We start from the raw sequence: 19,674 nt of genomic DNA, 5'->3' as shown, positions 1-19,674 counted from the left end.
TTTATTGTAACGTTACATCCGCTCTTCCGCAATGTCTAGCGGACACTTTTCACTGTTTTTAAAGCTTCGTTGAAATTATCGTAGATGACGTTGCCAACCACAATCACGTCTGCATGCTTGGCCATTTCCGCGGCCTGTGCGAACGTGGATATGCCACCGCCATAAAACAGGGTCGTGTGTGCAAGCGTCTTTTTCACCTCGGAAACGACTCTTGGGTCGCCATAAGTTCCACTATATTCCAAATAGAAGATAGGGAGATGGAACATTTTTTCCGCCATCATTGCATAGCCATTAATATCCTCAAGTGTTAGGTTGGCCGTGGCAGAGGTCAGTTTTGCCGCCTTGCAGTCCCCGTTCAGGATGCAATAGCCTTCCATCACAATTTCTTCCCAATCCATGATTTCGCCAAACTCCTTCACCGCCTGATGATGAAGACCGGTAATCCATTTGGGGTCTGTGCTGTTTAATACCGTCGGGATAAAATATAAATCAAACCCGGGAGTTACGGTCTCGATGCTGGATACCTCCAGGACACATGGGACCGTATAGCGGCGGACCCTTGCCATTAAATCAAGGACACTCTCAAGGGTCACCCCATCAGTTCCCCCAACGATGACCGCATCCGTTCCTGATTCACAAATCTGTTCTAGCTGTTCATCCGATATTTCTTTATTTGGGTCGAGTTTAAACACATGGCGCCACTCGCGAAAATCGTACATTACAGGTGCCTCCCAATTTCTCATTCCATTACACCATTATAGCATTAGCAGTTTATATGCAAAACCGTTATGGCGTTACAACCAGCATTTACTATGGAAAATAATACAGAGAACCAGTCCTTGCCAATAAAGGAGGTGTGAGCAGAGCCCCACCAATTATTTTTTTAGTGTAAAAATGTATATTCCGCTGTACTTGTAAGACTGAAAGCACTTTGCGGCGCTCCGCCCCTTTACCACATAACAAAACAATGAAACTAGATTATGGAAAATGAAAAACCGAAGAGCATCTCTTCGGCTTGATTCATTATTCTTCTGTTTTCACGTTATCTTCCTTAATTCGCTCGAGCACCATCTCGTACGTATCGTTGCCGAAATTCAGGCAGCGCTTGACACGGGAAATCGTGGCCGTGCTTGCCCCTGTTTCCGCCTCAATTTTATGATACGTATTTCCGTCACGAAGCATTCTGGCCACATCCAAGCGCTGGGCCAGTGCCTGGATTTCATTAATCGTACATAAATCATCGAAAAAACGGTAGCATTCTTCGAGATCTTTTAAAGATAGAACTGCTTGAAATAATTGATCGAGTTCTTTGCCTCGCAGTTTATTTATTTGCATCTGCTTTTCCCCTTTATTTAAAAATTATCACTGAGCTTCAAACGAAACACTTTGTGTGATTCCTGGCTTGGTTGGCAGGACATTGACCCAGGTTTGTCCCGGCACGAGCGGTACCTCGGCGCCATCCTTCACTGGCACAATTCGACCATTCCGATTCTCCCAGGTCACTTCGTTCATCTTGCCCATTTGCAGCAAGTACCCTTTTCCGCCTGACTTTAAATCGACTTTGAGATGGCCAACCTCATCATAAACCTGATGGGGTGCTTCAATAATGAATAAATTGGCTAATAGCACAGGCTCATTGGTTTCCAAGTCGACGGTCTGTTCGCCGCCCGAAAACCGCTTATACTTGCCAGACGCAGCATCAAACTCGTAAATCGAATTAGAAATCCCGCCCTTAGAGTAGGAAACCATCGCCGACATTGCCTCGGTACCAGTTATGTTTCCTTTCTCCTCTTCCTTCATGAACGTAAAGCTTGGCGGAGTCTGGTCCATTGAATAGTGCTTCTGCTCAACACCTTTTAGAATATTCTCATACGTAATATAGGAATTGTGCGGAGCTTTTCTGTCACTGGAGCGCTTAAATAATGTACCATCATAAACCATTCCGTTTAAATTGTCGACATAGTTGCTCTCCAGCAGTTGTCTTGCCTCCTCACTATATCCATGCGCGATATAGAGGGCATCCAGCCCTTTGGCCAAATCGATATAGTAGGCACGTGAACTCCGAACCGGACCGATATTTCCGGGCTTTTGGCTTTGGAAAACGGCGAGGAAACGGGTCATATCTCCTTCGGCAATCAATTCATACACGATGTCCGCCTTACTGATGCCCGACTGAGGTCTTGCCTTTGGATGATTATTGATCATCACCGCAACGGCCCTACCATCTGTTTGTGCTTCTGACTTAACCCCTGTCAGTGGAAAATAATAAGCGACTTCTTGCTTCTGCTCTTCTTTTTCCACTATTTTATCAACCACTTTTTCTGTCTCTTTTGGTTTTGTTGACGTCTCTTTATTGTTGTTGCATCCTGAGAGGAGCAGCAAGACGACAGCTGCGGCAACAGCCCATTTTTTCATCTAATTAACACCCCTGTTTTCGTATTGCCTGCAACTTTCACACTTTAACTCTTTAATTTAATTATAGTTTAACGCATTATTGAAGGAAAGAGTACAGTTTTATTCATGACATCGTACATTCCCTGCTGGGTAATCCGTATATAAGGCAAATGAGTAGCAGAGAAGAATAACAGGCTATAAATCGGATCAGAAAACGCATAGCCCCGCTTTTTCAATTCTGCAAACAACTGTTTTTCTTGTATCATTAAGTCTTCAATCGGCAAATCTGACATAATGCCGGATAACACCAGGGGCAGCTCGCACACAACTGTTCCGTTTTCCACTATTACTATACCCCCGCCCAATTCTTTCATTCTATTAAAAGCGTGAAGCATATCCTGTTTATTTTTCCCGATTAAGATAATATCCCCTGTATTGGAAAAAGAGCTGGCCAGTGCAGACAGGTTATTCGCGAAGCCTTTTAGCAGCGTGTTAATTCGCCATTTTCCTTTCCGGTCAATCAAGGTAAAGAAGCATTCATCGTGTTCCGTTGAAAGCTGGTCGCCGGAAACGTCAATTGAAATCGAATAAGGTTTCGTAATAACCGAATTTTCCATTTTAATGCCAAACGGCATGGAAAACTGCAGGTCATCAAGCGACAGTTCCCAATCCAGCGCCATTGGCTTTAAGCCATATTGCGGCCATTCAACTGCCTGATAGGCACCAACCACTTTTTCCCCGTCACGCTTCACCCATTTTCCTTTGGCAAGCACGGATACTGGAGTTGGATCTTCAAGGCTTTCCAGGAAATTGATATTGGCTACCCGGCCGGTGGCAATATTGCCGAGCAGGTGGTCGATATTGTAGTATCTGGCAATATTGACTGTAGCCATGTTGTAGGCATCAATGGTTGGAACCCCTTTTTCAATGGCTATCCGAATCATATGGTCGGTAATCCCTTGCTCATAAAAAGCGGAGGATGAACCGTCCGTGTTAAATATTAATCTATCATAAGCTTCAATGCCAAGCCGCTTCATGTCGTCGAGAATGTCAGGCAAATCAGGCCGAATGGACGAGTACCTTAGCGATACCATGTAGCCCTGCATCAGGCGCCTGTACACCTCTTCGCCGGTCATCGCCTCATGGTCGCAATCGGCTCCGAGCAGCATCATTTTCGCCAGCGTTTTTTCGGACGCACCGGGAAAATGCCCTTCAATTTTCTTGTGCATTCGCTTTGCTTCCTGAATCCAGTGCAGCATCATATCGTCGCCGTCAAGCAGCTTCGGCCATCCAGTAAGCTCACCGCCCTGAAGGACGGCATCATGCTCAAGCCATGATTTAATATTACTATGTGAAAATTTTTCCTCTTCATGCAAAATTTCTGTTTGCGAATCAAATCTGCTCCACCAATACATCGTAGTTGGGCTTGCGCCAAGTTCCTGCAATAATGAAAACGCTTCCCGTTTTTTTAAATTTAAAACAAACGCCATGTTGTCGTTAATTAACGTTGTTGTGCCAAACTGGGATGCATAAGCAGCGAGTGTTTGGGGATTATATAATTGAAACGGGTGAGCATGCGGCTCAATGTAACCTGGAACTAAAATTTGGTCCGTACAATCAATGATTTCACAGTTCTCTTGTTTGGCCGGCAAATTTTCGCCAACATAAACAATCCGGTCATCATAAATCCAAATATTGGCCCGCATCCACTTGCGGAAAGTTTGGTTTAAATATAAGGCGTTTTTTAGCAGTATGGTGGGAGCTGTGGTCCCATCCAATACGGATACATGCATTCGCAAATGTTTGTTTTTCCAGCGGTAACGTTGCTCCAGCATACAAATCCCTCCCTGATGTGACATATCTATTTATAAAAAAAGCTTGATATTCTCAAAAAAGAAAACCCTTACATTTTTCTATTGTTATAATACTATCATATTTTGCATTTTAAAGCAGTAAAGAATTGATAAATATTGTAAAAATTTTGTGAAGGAGTGAACAATGTGAAAGTTACACCGAATATTGGGATTTTAAACGCGTTGATCCGCATCACCATTGGACTGGCCCTGCTGTCGTGGTGCACCGCCAAACTGGTGAAGCAGCCATGGCGGGATTCCTACCTATTTGTTGCTCTCTGTGCGGCAATGAAGGTGGCCGAGGGAATCGTCCGCTACTGCCCGATGACGGCGCTATTTGAGAAGTACCAGGACATGTATACTGCCAACGATGGGGCTGGCGGCGGTTTGGACAGGGCTGATGCGTCCGCTGATGATTCGATGGATGGGATGGAAGGCCTGATGGGGGATGCGATGCCGTATAATCCGTCCTAATCATACTTGCCGTCGACTGCATCTATATTTTACTTTTATTAAGGCTCTGTTTTAGCTGAATGTAAATTTCCAGTGTTTGAAAAGTAAACGGAGAATTCCGTTTAAATTGGGAAATACGCCTATTTTCCTAAAGATAAGGGGAGTTTTCCGCTTATCTTATAAAAAACCCTTGGATTTTGCCTTATTTAGAGCAGTTAACCGGAATTTTCCGCTTATTTCTGCTTCTTAAGCCTTAACTACATACAATAGCCGGAAATTTCCGCCTATACTTCTCATATGAATAAAAGTAAATAGGGCTGCCATCCTACCGGCAGCCCTTGAAAGGAAGCTGATTTCAATGATATGGGAATGGATTACCCATACCTCGTTTGTCATTATTGTATTAATCGGCAGCATTATCGCCCTAATTTATGCTTTTATGCGCCGGAAAAGGCGTGCAAGGTAGAATATTGCTAAAGAACTGGGGCAATTGCCTTCGCGCCGATGTCCTTTCGGTAAAAAACACCGTCGCTCGTTAACTTTTCCAGCTCGTAATATACTTTTTCCTGCGCTTCATGTAGGCTGTCCGCCTTCGAGGCGACCAAGAGCACCCTGCCGCCCGCTGTGATATACTCATCAGCGGTATTTTTGGCTGTTCCGGCATGAAATACATAAGCATGCTCCGCCAGTTGTGCTAATCCGTGTAATACGGCACCCTTTTCATAATCTTCGGGATAGCCGTTCGAAGCGACTACCACACCAACCATGGCCTGTGAATCCCACTCCAGCACTGGTACGCGTCCAGCGAGCAAATCCAAAATGGTTCCAACAAGGTCCGACTTCAACCTTGGCAAAATAACTTGGGTTTCCGGGTCGCCAAACCGCGCGTTGAACTCAATCACCTTTGGACCTTCCACCGTGTTAATCAACCCGGCATATAACACGCCGCAGAAGCTGCGTCCTTCTTGTACCAATGCTTTTGCTGCAGGTAAAAGAATGGCATCAATGGCGGTTTGAACTGTTTCTGAACCAATTTGCGGAACCGGAGAATAAGCACCCATTCCGCCGGTATTTGGACCTTGGTCCCCATCAAAGGCTCGCTTATGGTCCTGGGCAATTTCAAGCGGAACGACCACCTCGCCATTGACCAACGCCATCAGCGAGAATTCTTCCCCGCTTAAAAATTCCTCGATGACTACCCTTGATGACGCCGCACCGAACTTTTCATTCACGAGCATCTCCTTGAGGCTTTCGAGCGCCTCTTCTTTCGTCATCGCGACCGTGACGCCTTTGCCCGCGGCCAAGCCGTCAGCCTTAATGACAATCGGCGCACCCTTGTCTTCAACATATTGCCGCGCTTCCTCATATGTGGTAAACACCGCATAATCGGCGGTCGGAATCTGATATTTTTGCATTAATTCTTTGGCAAAAGACTTGCTGCCTTCGATCTCGGCGGCAGCCTTTTTCGGCCCAAATACCTTTAAGCCAGCTTCCGCAAAGGTATCAGCCAGCCCTTCCAACAGCGGAACTTCTGGGCCAATAATGGTTAAACCAATTCCTTCTTCTACTGCAAATTTCAGCAAGCGTTCATGTTCCGACTCATTGATGCTGATGAGTTCCGCAACATCGGTCATGCCGACATTCCCTGGGGCGACAAACACTTTTTCCACTATCGGGCTTTCGTTGACCTTTTGACAGATAGCATGCTCCCTGCCGCCACGACCAATTACTAATACCTTCTTCATTCAGCTACGCACCCCGCTTAATGTTTGAAATGTCTTACTCCGGTAAACACCATGGCAATTCCGTATTCATCGGCTTTCTTAATCGAATCAGCATCACGAATCGAGCCGCCTGGCTGGATAATCGCAGTGATCCCTGCTTTCGCCGCTGCTTCGACGGTGTCATCCATCGGGAAGAAGGCATCGGATGCAAGGGCTGCCCCTTCTGCCAGTTTACCCGCTTGCTTCAAAGCAATTTCCGCAGCGCCGACGCGGTTCATCTGCCCAGCGCCAATGCCAACCGTCATATCTTCGCTAGAGACGACAATCGCATTCGATTTCACATGCTTAACAACCTTCCAGCCGAGCTTTAAAGCAGCCCACTCAGCTTCGGTCGGCTGTCTTTTCGTCGGAATCGTGATTTCGGCATCTTCCAGGCTGTAACGATCCTGATCCTGAACAAGCAATCCGCCCTCAATCGTGGTCATTTTCCGTTCTGGCTTACTGCCTTGGTCAAATGGAATCGTCAATAAACGGAGATTCTTTTTCGCTGTTAAAACTTCCAATGCTTCTTCCGAGAACGAAGGTGCGATGATAATTTCAAGAAAAATTTCATGAAGCTTCCTCGCAGTGTTTCCATCGACTTCACGGTTAAAGGCAATAATTCCGCCAAAAATCGAAACCGGATCAGCGACAAAGGCCTTTTCAAATGCGTCAAAAACGTTTTTGCCGGTACCGACTCCGCAAGGGTTCATATGTTTGACGGCAACCGCGGCAGGATCTGAAAATTCCTTAACAATCTGCAATGCGGCATCGGCATCATTAATGTTATTGTAGGATAACTCTTTGCCATGCAGCTGGTCGGCATAAGCAATCGAGAAGTTCGAACCGAGCGGTTTTTGATAAAAAGCTGCCTGCTGATGCGGATTTTCGCCATAACGCAGGTGCTGCTTCAGTTCATAAGTAACAGTTAATTTTTCCGGTTGGTCTTCCTGGGCGAGTTTAGTCATATACTCAGCAATCAAAGCGTCATACGCCGCTGTATGGCGAAACACCTTGGCTGCCAGCTTTCTTCTTGTTTCAAGTGTTGTTTTTCCGTCAGCCTTTAGTTCTGTCAAAACTGTCTCATAATCCGCTGGGTCGACGACCACGGTTACAGACTGATGGTTTTTCGCGGATGCTCGCAGCATGGCCGGCCCGCCGATATCAATATTCTCAATTGCATCTTCAACGGTTACATCCGGTTTTTCAATCGTTTGTTGGAACGGATAAAGATTCACGCAAACAACCTGAATCGGCTGTATCCCGTGCTCCTCAAGCTGTCTCTGATGATCCGCTTCCTCATGTTTTGCCAGCAAACCACCGTGAATAAACGGGTTTAATGTCTTGACGCGGCCTTCCAAAATCTCCGGAAATCCTGTAACATCACTGACACCTAGTACAGGAACTCCTTGCTCCTGAAGGGTTTTTTTCGTTCCGCCGGTCGAGATTATTTCAAAACCAAGGCTGACGAGTTCTTTGGCAAATTCGCTAACCCCGTTTTTGTCAGATACACTAATAAGCGCGCGTTTCTTCATTTTGACGTACATCTCCCTTTGTTAACAGCATTTGCAGTATCGATGGGTATAGCTTGTGTTCCACAGCCTGAATCTTCCATTGCAGGCTTTCCCGTGTTTCATTGTCCTCAATTTTTACACGTTCACGGACAATAACCGGACCAGTATCCATGCCTTCATCCACATAATGGATGGTAACGCCGCTCCATTTAGCACCTGCAGCGAGCGCCTGGCCAATCGCATCCTTGCCGGGAAACTCCGGCAGTAATGACGGATGAATGTTGATGATTCGCCCCTGATACTCACCCAGCAATGTCGGGCCAATCAAGCGCATATAGCCCGCGAGCACGATAAGATCGACGTTTTTGTTTTTCAACAATAAGGCCATTTCGCTTTCATAATCCGCCTTACTCTGATAGTCTTTGGCGTTAAAGACAAACAAGGGGATTTCCGCAGCCCGGGCCCGTTCAATGACATAGGCTCCCGGATTGTCACAGACAAGCAACGAAATGTTGGCCGTAAGCTCTTTTGCCTGAACCGCATCGACAATCGCCTGAAAATTGCTACCGCTTCCTGACGCAAAAATCGCGATATTCTTCATCGGCGGCCACCACGCCCGTTAATTTGAATGCCAGGATTGTCGGTCACAACACCGATTTCATAGGCAGTTTCGCCTGCTTGATTGAAATGGGCCAAAACGTCAGCCGCTTCTTCCTTATTGACGGCAATGACCATGCCAATACCCATATTAAAAATATTATACATTTCACTATAGTCGATTTGTCCAACCTCAGAAATCAGCTTAAAAATATTCGGAATCTCCCAGCTTTTCTCAGTCAGTTCAGCTCCAAGTCCTTCAGGCAGCATCCTTGGGATATTTTCAATAAAACCGCCGCCGGTGATATGGGCCATTCCTTTAAGGTTGAATGTTTTCAAAGCGGATAGAATCGGCTTCACATAAATTTTCGTCGGCTTTAACAGTTCTTCGCCGAGCGTGCAGCCAAGGGCGTCGACATACTCGATTAATGACCAATTGTTAAAAACCTTCCTCACCAATGAGTAGCCATTGCTGTGGATACCGCTTGAAGCAAGCCCAATCAATACATCGCCAGGCTTGACCGTTTCCCCTGTGATGATTTCTTGCTTCTCAACGGCGCCAACCGCAAACCCGGCAATGTCGTACTCTGGTTCCCGATAAAGACCGGGCATTTCCGCCGTTTCGCCGCCGATTAACGCACAGCCTGCCTGCTCGCAGCCGTCGGCAACTCCCTTGACAATCGCTTCAATTTTTTCAGGCAATGCTTTGCCGCAGGCGATGTAGTCAAGAAAGTAAAGCGGCTCGGCACCCTGCACAACAATATCATTGACGCACATCGCCACGGCATCAATGCCGATTGTATCGTGGCGGTCCATCATAAACGCAATTTTCAGCTTCGTGCCGACCCCATCGGTGCCTGACACCAAAACCGGTTCTTTCAAATTCAATACCGACAGGTCAAACATCCCGCCAAAGCCGCCCAGTGCGCCAAGGACGCCGGCTCTGGCCGTTTTTTGGACATGCTTTTTCATGCGCGCGACCGCTTCATAGCCTGCCTCGATATCGACTCCTGCTTGTTTGTATGCATTTGCCATTGCCGTCACCCCTTTTGGTAATAGTATTGAAGTGTATCAGGATAGATTTCTGTCGGATAATCTCCGGTAAAGCAGCCAAGGCAATACCCATTTTGCTGGCCAAGCGACGCCGTCATGCCTTCAAGGCTTAAGAACGTTAACGAATCGGCGCCAATCAACTGCCTGATCTCTTCCACTGATTTATCTGAAGCAATTAATTCTTCCTTCGAAGATGTATCAATTCCGTAAAAACAAGGATTCTTAATCGGCGGGGAGCTGATCACGACATGGACTTCCGTTGCCCCCGCCTCTTTTAATAAATTCACGATTCTTTTGCTCGTCGTACCGCGGACAATCGAGTCATCAACCATGATGACGCGCTTTCCTTCCACCACGCCGCGGACCGCAGACAGCTTCATCTTCACACCTTGTTCCCGAAGCGACTGTGACGGCTGGATAAACGTGCGGCCGACATATTTGTTTTTGACCAAGCCCATTTCATATGGGATTCCCGATTCTTCGGCATAGCCAATCGCCGCCGAAATGCTGGAATCCGGAACACCGGTTACGACATCAGCGTCGATTGGAGCCTCAAGGGCCAATTTCTTGCCCATGTTTTTCCTGGCGGTATGGACATTGATTCCCTGAATGTTGCTGTCAGGTCTTGAAAAATAAACGTACTCCATCATGCACATCGCTTTGGTTGAACTAACTGAAAACATCTCAGACCGAAGGCCATTGTCGTCAATAATCAGCAGTTCGCCCGGCTGGATATCGCGGATGTATTCCGCACCAATGACATCAAACGCGCAGGTTTCCGAAGCAACGACATAGGCGTCGCCAAGACAGCCTAGTGAAAGCGGCCTTAAGCCATGCGGGTCTAGCGCCACCATTAATTCTGTTTCCGTTAAAATCAAATAGGCATAGGCCCCTTTCAACATCGAAAGGGCATTTTTCACCTTGTCGTTCAGGTTGGGAAACCCGCTTCTTTTGATTAGATGAGCCAGTACTTCCGAGTCTGAGCTTGTTTGAAAAATGCTCCCCTGTGTCTCAAGCTGATGTTTCAGGGAATTGGCGTTAACCAGATTGCCGTTATGGGCTAATGCAAGACTGCCAGTTTGCGAGTGAAACAGAAGCGGCTGGACATTTTCATAGCCGCCCCCGCCCGCTGTTGCATAGCGAACATGACCAATGGCAGATTTACCTGATACCTCCGCCATTCTTTCTGCAGTAAAAATTTCTGTAACCAGCCCTTCACCCTTGACCCCTTTTAGCTCGTTCCCATCAGAAACAACAATGCCGGTCCCTTCTTGGCCGCGGTGCTGCAGGGCATGCAGCCCGTAATACGTCAATTGGGCTGCATCCTGATGTCCCCAAACGCCAAAAATCCCGCACTCTTCATTCAAACCTTTTATTTCAGCAAGCATGGGATCGCCCCTTTCCAGGCAGCTTTTAATTCTTCTACAGATGATTGGAGCACTTGCTGGTTTTCCGATAAAATGCTAAGCGTACCAGTACCCGTTACTGAACCAATTAGCTCAGCATCTACTAAACTTTCAAACTGTGACTGATGTTCTTTTTTAACAGATAAAAGGAAACGGGACTGCGTTTCGCTGAATAAGCTAGTAACCGGGTTACCTGCTATCGTTACTTCCGCTCCAAGCTCACTAGCTGAAAATAAGGATTCAGCCAGCGCCACGCCAAGGCCGCCTTCAGACAAATCATGGGCAGACTGGACCACTCCGGCGCGAATCGCTGCCAGAACCTGGTTTTGCCGTTCTTTTTCCACTTCGATATTTAATTCAGGCGCTTTTCCAAAAATTCTTCCATTTTGCAGCTTTTGCAGCTCACTGCCGCCGAATTCAGGCTTTGTTTCACCTACAAGGTAAATCAGGTCGCCCGCTTGTTTAAATTGCTGCGTAGTAATATGATCTAAATCGGTTACGAGCCCGACCATGCCAATGACCGGTGTCGGGTAAATCGCCGTACCGCTTGTTTCGTTATATAAAGAGACGTTGCCGCCAATGACTGGTGTTTCAAGGACGGTGCAAGCCTCACTGATTCCATCTGCCGCTTTTTCAATCTGCCAGAATACTTCCGGCTTATCCGGATTCCCAAAGTTGAGGTTATCCGTAATTGCCAGTGGTTCAGCCCCTGAGCAGACGATGTTGCGCGCCGCTTCAGCAACGGCGATTTTTCCGCCGGTTTCCGGGTCCAGGTAGACGTAGCGGGAATTGCAGTCCGTTGTCATAGCCAAAGCTTTGCGAGTACCGCGGATTCGGACTACCGATGCATCCGAGCCGGGAGCAACAACGGTATTGGTACGTACCGCATAGTCGTATTGCTGGTACACCCATTCCTTGCTGGCAATGGTTGGCTGGCTTAATAGTTGTAACAGTGTTTCTTTAAGGTTTTCTACTTGAGGGACTTCCTGCCCCATTCCTTGGAACTCTGCAAAGTAAGCAGGCTCTTGGGATGGCTTGTTGTAGACTGGAGCGTCCTCAGCTAAGGAATCAACAGGTACATCGGCGACCGCTTCCCCGTGGTGAAGGAGGCGCAGCTTTTTGTCATCCGTTACCGTGCCAATCGCGACGGCTTCCAAATCGTATTTTTCGAAAAGCTCAACGATTTCCTGTTCGCGCCCTTTTGTCACGACAATCAGCATCCGCTCTTGGGACTCAGATAGCATCATTTCATAGGCTGTCATGCCTGTTTCGCGCTGCGGCACAAGATCAAGGTTCATTTCAATCCCCATGCCGGCTTTGCTGGCCATTTCCGCGGAAGAGCTCGTCAGGCCGGCTGCACCCATGTCCTGAATGCCGACCAGTGCATCTGATTGGATCAACTCAAGGCAGGCTTCGAGAAGAAGTTTTTCCATAAACGGATCGCCAACCTGGACTGCCGGGCGGTCCTTATCCGATTCCTCCGTCAATTCCACTGAGGCAAAGGTTGCGCCATGGATTCCGTCACGCCCGGTCTTTGCGCCGACATACATAACCGTATTTCCGGCACCGTGCGCCTGGCCTTTTTTAATATCTTTATGGTCAATCAGGCCGACACACATCGCATTTACGAGCGGGTTGCCTTCGTAACTCGGTTCAAATTGCACTTCGCCGCCAACGGTTGGAATGCCGATGCAGTTCCCGTAGCCGGCAATACCGGCGACGACTTCTTTAAAAAGATATTTTACGCGCGGCGACTCGAGCTCGCCAAAGCGAAGTGAGTTCAATAGGGCAATCGGGCGGGCACCCATAGAGAAAACATCGCGGATAATCCCGCCGACGCCGGTTGCCGCACCTTGGTACGGTTCAATTGCGGATGGGTGGTTATGGCTTTCAATTTTAAACACGACGGCCTGGCCATCGCCAATATCGACGATACCGGCACCCTCACCGGGACCTTGGAGCACTTTTTCTCCCTTAGTTGGGAATTTTCTGAGGACCGGCTTTGAGGTTTTGTAGCTGCAATGCTCCGACCACATCACCGAGAATAAACCCGTTTCGGTATAATTCGGGGTGCGGCCAAGGATTTTTTCAACCATCGCAAATTCCTCATCGGATAATCCCATTTGCTGGTATAGTTTTTGTATCTTGATTTGTTCCGGACTTGGCTCAAGCGTTGACAACATGTGATTCCCTCCAAGCTTTCACGATTGATTGAAAAAGTTTTAACCCGTCAGCGCTGCCTAACAATTCGTCGACTGCCCGCTCAGGGTGCGGCATCATCCCTAGGACATTACCTTGTTCATTGATGATTCCGGCAATGTCTTCCAGACTGCCGTTTGGATTCTGTTTATAGGAGAAAACAATTTGATTATTAACTTTTAACCGGGCGAGAGTCTCTTCGTCGCAATAATAATTTCCTTCGCCATGGGCAATTGGAATGGTGATCGATTGCCCGTGCTGGTATTCGCCGGTAAACATCGTTTTGTTGTTTTCAACGATTAATTCCACCGGTTTGCAAATAAACGATAGGCTCTCGTTCCGTCTCATAGCTCCAGGCAAAAGACCAGCCTCTAGAAGGATTTGAAACCCGTTGCAGACGCCGAGGACTGGTTTTCCTTCGTTAGCTGCTTTGATTACTTCCTTCATGACATTACTGAAGTGGGCAATTGCTCCGGTGCGGAGATAGTCTCCATAAGAAAAACCGCCAGGAAGAAGGATTCCATCATACTCGTCAAGGTTGTCAGTATCGTGCCAAACATATTCAACCTCTTCGCTGAGTTCATCTTTTATCGCATGGTACATATCGACATCACAGTTGGATCCCGGAAAAACGATGACCGCAAATCTCACTGGACGACACTCTCCTCTACTTCGTATCGATAATCTTCAATAACTGGATTGGCGAGCAGCTTACTGCAAATCTCATTGATGACTTCATCGATGTCGCGTTCTGATTTTTCAATTGTCAATTCCATATATTTGCCGATGCGGACATCAGCCACTTCCGGATAATTTAACGAATGGAGTGATTGGGTAACCGCCTTTCCCTGCGGGTCCAATACGCTCTCTCTTAACGTGACAAATATCTTTACTTTATACATGCTGATTGCCTCCAAGTCTTTGTAAAATAGTTTCATAGGCTTCTGTTAAACTACCCAAATCGCGGCGGAATACGTCTTTATCGAGCTTTTCATTTGTTTGCTGATCCCACAGGCGGCAAGTGTCAGGAGAAATTTCATCTGCAAGCAGGATTTGCCCGGGTTCGTCTTTGCCGAACTCAAGTTTAAAGTCGATGAGATTGATGCCAAGCTCGTTGAAAAATCTGCTTAGGACCTCATTAATTTGCATTGCTTTTTCTCGTAAACTACGGATTTCTTCTGATGTTGCCAATTTTAATTCAAGGATATGGCTCTTGGTTAGAAGCGGGTCTCCCAAGTCATCATTTTTCAGGTAAAATTCGACGAGTGGTGCTGAGAGTTTACGGCCTTCTTCGATTCCCAAGCGTTTTGACAGGGAGCCAGCGGCGGTGTTGCGGACAACGACCTCAAGCGGGATGATGGTTACTTTTTTTACCAATTGCTGGGTTTCCGAGATTTTGCGGATAAAATGCGAGTCGATTCCGTGTTCTTTAAGCTTTAAAAATAGGAGACTGGTAATCTCGTTGTTGAGGCGGCCCTTGCCGATAATGTCAGCCTTTTTTTGCCCATTAAAGGCAGTGGCAGAGTCCTTGTATGCAATCAGTACTACTTGCGGGTCGTCCGTTGAGTAGATACGCTTCGCTTTTCCTTCATAAAGCAGTTCATTCATCGTGTATCGCTCCTTTAGTTCCAAAATTGGGAATCTTCTTGATAAAGGAGGGGCCTTTCCGAACAGGTAAAGCCCCCTTTTTGATTTATCAATTTAAATCACTACCCATTCAACCCAAGTCGATCGAAAATGGTATCAACGTGCTGGAGGTGATAGTTGTAATCAAAACAATCGGCGATTTCCTCCGCCGACAGCAAAGAAGTAATTTTCTCTTCTGCTTCGACCAAACTGCGGAAAGGAACTTGCTTTTCCCATGCTTCCATCGCCTTCGGCTGCACTGTATCGTAAGCCTCCTCGCGGGACAGTCCCTTATCAATCAGCGCCAACAGCACGCGCTGTGAGTAAATCAGGCCAAGCGTCCGGTCCATATTGCGCTTCATGTTTTCCGGATAGACGGTCAGATTTTTCACGATATTGCCAAAGCGATTCAACATATAATTCAAGGCGATTGTCGCATCCGGCAAAATAATCCGCTCGGCGGACGAATGCGATATGTCGCGCTCATGCCATAGCGGCACATTCTCATAAGCTGTCATCATATAACCGCGGATGACACGCGCCATCCCAGTCATATTCTCGGAGCCAATCGGGTTGCGCTTATGCGGCATCGCCGAAGATCCTTTTTGACCTTTTGCGAAAAACTCCTCCACTTCACGAGTTTCGCTTTTTTGCAGACCACGCACTTCCACGGCAAATTTTTCAATCGAAGTCGCAATCAAGGCAAGTGTTGACATATAGTGGGCATGACGGTCGCGCTGTAACGTTTGAGTCGAAATCGGCGCCCGTTGTAGTCCTAGTTTTTCGCATACATACTGCTCGACAAACGGGTCGATATTGGCATAGGTACCAACTGCACCGGAAATCTTGCCAAACTCAATCCCCTTGGCAGCCTGCTTGAATCGCTCAAGATTCCGTTTCATTTCCTCATACCAAAGCGCCAGCTTTAAGCCAAATGTCGTCGGTTCGGCGTGGACACCGTGGGTCCGCCCCATCATTACCGTGTACTTGTGTTCCTGAGCCTTGGCCTTCAAAATCGCAATAAAGTTCTCAAGATCCTTTAACAAAATCTCGTTAGCCTGTTTCAACACATAGGAAAGTGCGGTATCAACCACATCCGTTGATGTTAAGCCGTAATGCACCCATTTCCGTTCCTCGCCCAATGTTTCCGACACCGCACGAGTAAAGGCAACCACGTCATGTCTTGTTTCCTCTTCAATTTCTTTGATGCGGTCGATATTAAAAGAGGCATTTTCACGAAGCTTTTGAACATCCTCTTTCGGAATTTCTCCTAATTCCGCCCAAGCCTCGCATGCCAGGATTTCCACTTCAAGCCAGGCATTAAACCGGTTCTCCTCCGTCCAAATTGCGCCCATTTCCGGTCTTGTGTAACGATCAATCATTGTTTTATCCTCCGATCTTTTCTTTAACAGTGTTCCAGATGCTACTGGACTCTATTTCAAGCAAGGCGTCACCCACGTTGTCCCTTATTAAAGTGACATGGCCCATTTTTCGCTTCACCTTAGGTTCTTTCTTTCCATATAAATGAATCTTCCAGTCTTTATTGGCTGGGATTTCTTCGTACAGTTTTTCAAGGTGCTCTCCTAATAGGTTGACCATAACTGCCGGTTTTAAAAGCTCTGTGCTACCAAGCGGCCAATTGCAGATCGCCCGGATGTGCTGTTCGAACTGTGAAGTCTCGCAAGCCTCAATGGAGTAATGTCCGGAGTTATGCGGCCGGGGTGCCAATTCATTGATATAAATCCCGCCGTCTGCCGTGACGAACATCTCCACCGCCAGCGTCCCGACAAGCCCAAGTGCGGCGGCAATTCGCTTTGCCTCTTCAATCGCCGTGGTTCTCGTTTCTTCCGTAATCCGTGCCGGGACAATCGTCTGGTGCAATATGTTTTCAACATGTATATTTTCCGCAACCGGAAAAATCGCTGTTTCCCCATCCGGCTTGCGCGTCACAATCACCGAAATTTCTTTTTCAAACGGAATCCATTTTTCCAGAACACAGGCTCCATGTCCCAGCAGTGGTTCAGCCTTTGCCAAATCTGACTGACTATGAATCACTAGCTGGCCCTTCCCATCATAACCGCCCCTGGCCGTTTTCAAAACAGCTGGAAACCCGATTACTTCTATTTTTAAAAATAAATCTTCCATGTTATAAATCTCTTCGTATGGTGCAACCTGGGCACCAGCCCGCTGGATTGCCGCTTTCTCCTTAATCCGGTCCTGGGTTATGGTCAGCAGCTCCCAGCCCTGGGGAACATAGGCCTGCTCACAAAGCCACTCCAATGTGCCGGCATCAATATTTTCAAATTCATATGTAACCACGTCACTGACCGCCGCCAATTGACGAATCGATTCGCGGTCATCGTAGGCCCCGATGACCTGAATATCAGCGACCTGGCCACATGGAGAATCAGAAACAGGCTCTAGAACGGCGATCCGAAATCCCTGCGCTTTCGCAGCCAAAGCCATCATTCTCCCCAACTGTCCACCACCGATAATGCCAATTGTTGCTCCTGGTAAAATCGTGTTATTATTCAAGTTCATCACTGCTCTCCATTACTTCTGCTCTTGTGGCTTCACGCCTAGCTTCCAGCTTGGCAGCAAGTTGTGCATCCTCGACAGCTAAAATTTGCGCTGCCAACAGCCCGGCATTTACCGCCCCAGCCTTGCCAATCGCCACGGTGGCAACCGGAACCCCGCCTGGCATTTGGACGATTGACAACAATGAATCCAGTCCGTTCAGTGACTTGGTTTGAACTGGAACGCCAATCACCGGCAAGGTTGTTTTAGCAGCAACCATACCTGGCAGGTGCGCTGCTCCGCCAGCTCCTGCAATAATAACCTTTAACCCTCTATCTCTTGCTTCTTCCGCATATTTAAACATGAAATCGGGCGTACGATGGGCCGATACGACCCTTTTTTCAAAAGGAACTTCAAGCTTCTCAAGTACTTCGCAAGCATGCTGCATCGTTTCCCAGTCCGACTTGCTCCCCATGATTACGCCAACCAATTTATTCATTAGTCCAACCCCCTATCAATCTGCCATCCAAAAAAATACCCGGAGCAAATGGATTCTCCCAAAAAAAGAGAAAGCCATTTGTCCGGGCATGAAAAGTCATGAAAACACAAACCAAGGGGCCGCCCCTTATGTGCCGAACATATTGACTTTCCCTCATAGTCCGATAATTTACGGTTACCGGGTAGAGACTTATGGGCCATATTCCCATGGATATACGAGGGTAAGATGATCTGTCATTACCTTTCTATCTTAACAAGCCGCTATAAGTGATGTCAACCAATTAATCGAACGTTTTCCCCCTATAACGATAAAATGTTCGTGTTTTACTCAATCAATCTCGCTTCAAATACGATTTGACGCCCGACCGGCTCATAAATTGTTTCTCCATCTTGTTTTATCTCTTGAAAAATTGGCTTTTCAATTCGGCGAGTCGGCGTATAGCCCGCCTGTTTTATTCTATTTAAGCATTGGTCAATACTTTCATTTTCCAAGACCTCAAATTGCATTTTCTTTTTGCTCATGTGAAAATTCCTTTCTTACTCCTTCCGCAATATAGCGGAAAAAGGTTGTGTGTAGAATATGGTGCTCTTTTAATCAGTTCGGCAATGAACCCTGCCTGTGAATACTGCCGCATTTCTTATTCACTCTTGGTGCTATTGTTATGATTTTAGTTGTTGCTTTCCATTTTAGCAAAAAACAACAAATTCGAAACGAAATGGAACAAAAAGCTGCATAAAAAGGCTGCCTCACTGGCAGCCTTTTTAGTTTATGAAAACAATTTCCCGCGTTTCACCGATTTCACCCAAAAGCCGCCGTGAATTGATTTTGGCTCGTAAGAAATGATGAATGCTTTAGGATCGTTGGTTTTTATAATATCATACAGGCTTAGTTCAAACTTTCTCGGCGTCAAAATTTGCATTGCCATCCGGTTTCCTTCCAAACCATGCGCTTCCCAGTCTGTAACCCCAAAGCCTTTTTCTCTTAGGAGTTTAGGCAAATTTTTATCGTATTCCTTCGTAATCACATTGACAATAATATACCCAAGCGCGAGCTTTTCTTCGATTTTCATCCCGACAATCACGCCGATTCCATAACCAACCGCATAGGCAATCAGGTTTTGGATTTCATTCAGGTTATTTAACACGAGACCGAGCCCTAGCACATAAATAACAACTTCAATAATGCTCAGACCCGCGGCTAGATATCGCTGTCCTTTTAACGTCAAAATCATCCGGATCGTAAAAAACGATACATAAACAATATTGATGATTAGGATAATGGCAACCATGACAAAACTATTTTCCAGCATATGAATACCCCCTTTTAATGATGCTTCTTCCAATTTAGCACAATATTTATGTTATTACCCTTTTTGGCAAAAAATAAGATAAGTCGAATTTTTTGGGTAAATAGAAGTGAGAGGTGGAGTTTTTGAGGGATTACTGATTCAAATAGGCTCTATTGGCGTAGTCAGAGGCGGGAAATTCGGCGCTTTACTGCTCCTATAGGCTCTATTGGCGTAGGTTAAGGGGGAAAGTCGGGTATCCTGTTCACCAATTTGGGAAGAAAAAAATTATATCTGCGGTGTTTCACTATATATCTGCGATCATCTTAGATATATCCGCGATAATTTGATTATATCCGCGATAAATTCAATATATCCGCGATACTTCCAATATATCCGCGATGCCTCATTTTTAAAGCCAATGACCCTTTTTAAAAACACAAAAAAGACAACCATCTTTCAGGTTGTCTTTCGCTTGCCCGGCAACGTCCTACTCTCACAGGGGCTTTCGCCCC

20 protein-coding genes and 1 riboswitch are annotated in these 19,674 nt (G+C 46.7%); of the genes, 2 read left to right on the top strand and 18 right to left on the bottom strand.

Annotation, left to right across the window (positions count from 1 at the left end; translation table 11 throughout):
• Positions 1 to 35: 35 nt before the first annotated feature.
• From AR334_RS23730 to AR334_RS23715, 4 genes are all read right to left on the bottom strand, one after another.
• Positions 36 to 719, bottom strand: a complete 684-nt coding sequence (locus AR334_RS23730; protein ID WP_066319430.1) for a heptaprenylglyceryl phosphate synthase — start codon at positions 717 to 719, stop codon at positions 36 to 38.
• A gap of 304 nt (positions 720 to 1,023) precedes the next feature.
• On the bottom strand, positions 1,024 to 1,335 hold the full coding sequence (locus AR334_RS23725; RefSeq protein WP_066319423.1) for a YerC/YecD family TrpR-related protein: 312 nt from the start codon (positions 1,333 to 1,335) through the stop codon (positions 1,024 to 1,026).
• Between the two features lie 27 nt (positions 1,336 to 1,362).
• Positions 1,363 to 2,415, bottom strand: a complete 1,053-nt coding sequence (locus tag AR334_RS23720; protein WP_066319411.1) for a DUF3048 domain-containing protein — start codon at positions 2,413 to 2,415, stop codon at positions 1,363 to 1,365.
• Positions 2,416 to 2,483: 68 nt separating this feature from the next.
• Positions 2,484 to 4,229, bottom strand: a complete 1,746-nt coding sequence (locus AR334_RS23715) for an adenine deaminase C-terminal domain-containing protein (RefSeq protein ID WP_066319408.1) — start codon at positions 4,227 to 4,229, stop codon at positions 2,484 to 2,486.
• Between the two features lie 165 nt (positions 4,230 to 4,394).
• Between AR334_RS23715 and AR334_RS23710 the strand changes: the two genes are divergently transcribed.
• Entirely contained in the window at positions 4,395 to 4,721 is a 327-nt protein-coding gene (locus AR334_RS23710; protein WP_066319402.1) for a DUF2892 domain-containing protein, read from the top strand.
• Between the two features lie 337 nt (positions 4,722 to 5,058).
• On the top strand, positions 5,059 to 5,166 hold the full coding sequence (locus AR334_RS30795; protein ID WP_367576372.1) for an EYxxD motif small membrane protein: 108 nt from the start codon (positions 5,059 to 5,061) through the stop codon (positions 5,164 to 5,166).
• Between the two features lie 7 nt (positions 5,167 to 5,173).
• Here AR334_RS30795 and purD read toward each other — a convergent pair whose 3' ends face one another.
• The 14 genes from purD to AR334_RS23640 form a co-directional block, all read right to left on the bottom strand.
• A complete protein-coding gene (gene purD, locus AR334_RS23705) occupies positions 5,174 to 6,445 on the bottom strand; it encodes a phosphoribosylamine--glycine ligase (protein ID WP_066319392.1) in 1,272 nt (423 codons plus the stop codon).
• A gap of 17 nt (positions 6,446 to 6,462) precedes the next feature.
• A complete protein-coding gene (purH, locus tag AR334_RS23700; RefSeq protein ID WP_066319385.1) occupies positions 6,463 to 7,998 on the bottom strand; it encodes a bifunctional phosphoribosylaminoimidazolecarboxamide formyltransferase/IMP cyclohydrolase in 1,536 nt (511 codons plus the stop codon).
• The gene (gene purN, locus AR334_RS23695) at positions 7,976 to 8,578 is read right to left on the bottom strand and encodes a phosphoribosylglycinamide formyltransferase (RefSeq protein WP_066319383.1); all 603 of its coding nucleotides are present in this window, start codon (positions 8,576 to 8,578) and stop codon (positions 7,976 to 7,978) included. Before purN ends, purH begins: the two co-directional genes overlap by 23 nt.
• The gene (gene purM, locus AR334_RS23690; protein ID WP_066319381.1) at positions 8,575 to 9,609 is read right to left on the bottom strand and encodes a phosphoribosylformylglycinamidine cyclo-ligase; all 1,035 of its coding nucleotides are present in this window, start codon (positions 9,607 to 9,609) and stop codon (positions 8,575 to 8,577) included. Before purM ends, purN begins: the two co-directional genes overlap by 4 nt.
• A gap of 5 nt (positions 9,610 to 9,614) precedes the next feature.
• A complete protein-coding gene (gene purF, locus AR334_RS23685) occupies positions 9,615 to 11,015 on the bottom strand; it encodes an amidophosphoribosyltransferase (RefSeq protein WP_066319370.1) in 1,401 nt (466 codons plus the stop codon).
• Positions 11,000 to 13,216, bottom strand: coding sequence for a phosphoribosylformylglycinamidine synthase subunit PurL (purL, locus tag AR334_RS23680; RefSeq protein WP_066319368.1), 2,217 nt, complete (start codon positions 13,214 to 13,216; stop codon positions 11,000 to 11,002). The genes purF and purL overlap by 16 nt, the downstream gene beginning before the upstream one ends.
• Positions 13,200 to 13,883 carry a phosphoribosylformylglycinamidine synthase subunit PurQ gene (gene purQ, locus AR334_RS23675; protein ID WP_066319366.1) on the bottom strand — a complete coding sequence of 228 codons (684 nt, stop codon included), beginning with the start codon at positions 13,881 to 13,883 and terminating at the stop codon, positions 13,200 to 13,202. The genes purL and purQ overlap by 17 nt, the downstream gene beginning before the upstream one ends.
• Positions 13,880 to 14,134, bottom strand: coding sequence for a phosphoribosylformylglycinamidine synthase subunit PurS (gene purS / locus AR334_RS23670; protein WP_066319363.1), 255 nt, complete (start codon positions 14,132 to 14,134; stop codon positions 13,880 to 13,882). Before purS ends, purQ begins: the two co-directional genes overlap by 4 nt.
• Positions 14,127 to 14,840, bottom strand: coding sequence for a phosphoribosylaminoimidazolesuccinocarboxamide synthase (purC, locus tag AR334_RS23665; RefSeq protein ID WP_066319361.1), 714 nt, complete (start codon positions 14,838 to 14,840; stop codon positions 14,127 to 14,129). Before purC ends, purS begins: the two co-directional genes overlap by 8 nt.
• A 101-nt stretch (positions 14,841 to 14,941) precedes the next feature.
• Positions 14,942 to 16,240, bottom strand: a complete 1,299-nt coding sequence (gene purB / locus AR334_RS23660) for an adenylosuccinate lyase (RefSeq protein ID WP_066319358.1) — start codon at positions 16,238 to 16,240, stop codon at positions 14,942 to 14,944.
• Between the two features lie 4 nt (positions 16,241 to 16,244).
• Positions 16,245 to 17,399, bottom strand: a complete 1,155-nt coding sequence (purK, locus tag AR334_RS23655) for a 5-(carboxyamino)imidazole ribonucleotide synthase (protein ID WP_172799293.1) — start codon at positions 17,397 to 17,399, stop codon at positions 16,245 to 16,247.
• A complete protein-coding gene (gene purE / locus AR334_RS23650) occupies positions 17,386 to 17,874 on the bottom strand; it encodes a 5-(carboxyamino)imidazole ribonucleotide mutase (RefSeq protein WP_066319356.1) in 489 nt (162 codons plus the stop codon). Before purE ends, purK begins: the two co-directional genes overlap by 14 nt.
• Before the next feature lie 136 nt (positions 17,875 to 18,010).
• Positions 18,011 to 18,112, bottom strand: a riboswitch (purine riboswitch).
• 85 nt (positions 18,113 to 18,197) lie between these two features.
• Positions 18,198 to 18,395: an NETI motif-containing protein gene (locus tag AR334_RS23645; RefSeq protein ID WP_066319353.1), complete on the bottom strand. Its 198-nt coding sequence runs from the start codon at positions 18,393 to 18,395 to the stop codon at positions 18,198 to 18,200.
• Positions 18,396 to 18,640: 245 nt separating this feature from the next.
• Positions 18,641 to 19,183 carry a DUF2179 domain-containing protein gene (locus AR334_RS23640; RefSeq protein ID WP_066319350.1) on the bottom strand — a complete coding sequence of 181 codons (543 nt, stop codon included), beginning with the start codon at positions 19,181 to 19,183 and terminating at the stop codon, positions 18,641 to 18,643.
• Positions 19,184 to 19,674: the final 491 nt, after the last annotated feature.

The sequence above is a fragment of the Bacillus sp. FJAT-29814 genome, assembly GCF_001510715.1.
In the GTDB taxonomy this organism is placed as follows: domain Bacteria; phylum Bacillota; class Bacilli; order Bacillales; family Cytobacillaceae; genus Neobacillus.
The sequence above is the reverse complement of the archived record's forward strand: the minus strand, read 5'-3'. Positions and strand labels throughout refer to the sequence as shown.